Below are 1,824 nucleotides of genomic sequence, written 5' to 3'. Positions count from 1 at the left end.
TGGCCGGTGCCACCCCGAGGCAACTGCACCGCATGCTCGACCGCGAAACGCTCATCACCGTGGTGGTCGCGCTGGTGCTGGGTGGCAGACCCAGTGGCAGCCCCCAGCCGAATCCGACGAGCAGCATCGGGATGACCAGGAGGAGCGTGGGAAGGGCGGGGGAGAACAGGACGAACAGCAGGTCGCCGAGCACGAGCATGATCAGCGCTGCCGCGATGACACCCCAGGAGCTCACCCGGGTGCGCGTGATCAGCAAACCGGCGAGGATGGGCCCGACCAGCACAGGCAGTGTCAGCGGAAGCAGGAACAGTCCGGCCGCCGCCGATCCCATGTCGTGCACGGCGCTCATCGCGACGGGCAGGTAGGTGAGCACCGGGACGAAGGCGACCGATCCCGCCACCGGAACGAGCACGATCGCGAGGAAACGCGGCTGGCGCAACGGCGACAGATCCAGGACCTGACCTCGCGAAGAACCGCGGTGCCGCTCGGAGCTGGGCAGCACCTTGCGCAGCGAGGCCAGCAGCACGAGACCGGCGACGACCGCGATCACACCGAAAACCCCGCGCCATCCCAGCTGGGCGACCAGCAGCCCGCTGAGCGTGGGACATGCTGCCAGCCCCACTCCCACGACCATGCCGAGCAGTGCGAACGCCCGTGCACGCGCCCCGTCGCGGTAGGCCTGGGACAAGATCGTCGTGCCGCCGGTGGCGATGGCGGCAGCCCCGAATCCGGTCAGGACCCGGGCGATGTCCAGCATGACGAGGCCGACCGAGAACGCGCTCATCACCGCGCCAGCGGCGACCGTCATGAGACCGATGAGGAACGTGCGACGGATTCCGACCCGTCCCGCCAGTTGTCCCCAGACCAAGGTGGACACCGTCAGCGCGATGTTGAACCCGTTGACGACTCCTTGCAGCGCTGTCGCGTCGGTGCCCAGGTCCCGGGAGATGGCGGGAAGCGCGATAGCCGCGCCCGCGATGCTGATCGGCATGATGAACACCCCGAGCAGGACGACGGGGAGCAGCAACGGTGAGTGCTGCGCACCTCTTTCCCGGCTTCTGGCGTACGAGGCCATGGATCACTCCTCAGGTACGATGATTTTCGTACATGAGTGAAACACACCTTGAGGTACGATACAAGTCGTACTCGAGGAGGATGGCTCATGACCGGGATGGACGCGCCGCCCGTCGACATCGACGACATCGATCTGGGCACGGTGCTCCGCGCCCTTTCCGATGACCACCGTCGTGCCGTCGTGGTCGAGCTCGCCGCGGACGACAGCGACGGCGAGCGCACCTGCAACTCGTTCGACCTTCCGATCAGCAAGCAGACCCAGACCCACCACTTCCGGATCTTGCGCGAGGCCGGGCTGATCTGGGAGATCAACTACGGGAACAGGAAGGGGATCAGGTTGCGGCGGGCGGACATCAACCGGCGGTTCCCGGGCTTGCTGGACCTGCTCGCCGCGGAGTCCGTGGGTTACGCCCTCCCCCGATGACGGAGTGCCCCGGTTCGCCCGTACCAGCACGTCGAGCACGGTCCTGCCGCGCAGGCCGGTCACCTCAACACCACGAAAAACCCGTCGCGCACCTGTCGTGATCATCTGCACGCTGGTGATCACCCTGGCTCCCACCCAGCCGGCCGCGCCATGGGTGCTTCCACTGCCGGGCCGCCGGCTCGTCTCGGTGCCCGGCCAAGGCGCGCGTGCTGGTGCGCGGTCCGGGGACGACCTCGGCGCCGGGGCCGGGGGGATGGGCGGCGGCGGGGTGCTGTGGGGCGGGGTGGGGGTGGGCTGGTGGGTCGGGCTGGTCTTCGTCCGCGCGG

3 protein-coding genes are annotated in these 1,824 nt (G+C 68.4%); 2 read left to right on the top strand and 1 reads right to left on the bottom strand.

Annotation, left to right across the window (positions count from 1 at the left end; translation table 11 throughout):
- Nucleotides 1-1,075, bottom strand: a 1,075-nt coding sequence (locus tag ABZ215_RS43670) for an MFS transporter (RefSeq protein WP_354956834.1), incomplete at its 3' end; no start/stop codon positions are given.
- Nucleotides 1,076-1,162: 87 nt separating this feature from the next.
- Here ABZ215_RS43670 and ABZ215_RS43665 point away from each other — a divergent pair.
- Together ABZ215_RS43665 and ABZ215_RS43660 are read left to right on the top strand one after the other, a co-directional pair.
- Nucleotides 1,163-1,498 carry a helix-turn-helix domain-containing protein gene (locus ABZ215_RS43665; RefSeq protein ID WP_354956832.1) on the top strand — a complete coding sequence of 112 codons (336 nt, stop codon included), beginning with the start codon at nt 1,163-1,165 and terminating at the stop codon, nt 1,496-1,498.
- A gap of 97 nt (nt 1,499-1,595) precedes the next feature.
- On the top strand, nt 1,596-1,824 hold a 229-nt coding region (locus ABZ215_RS43660; protein ID WP_354956830.1), incomplete at its 3' end, for a hypothetical protein.

Origin of the sequence: Amycolatopsis sp. NPDC006131 (assembly GCF_040614175.1) — a bacterium.
Lineage (GTDB): Bacteria > Actinomycetota > Actinomycetes > Mycobacteriales > Pseudonocardiaceae > Amycolatopsis_E > Amycolatopsis_E tucumanensis.
This window is presented reverse-complemented; position numbering and strand designations above follow the sequence as displayed.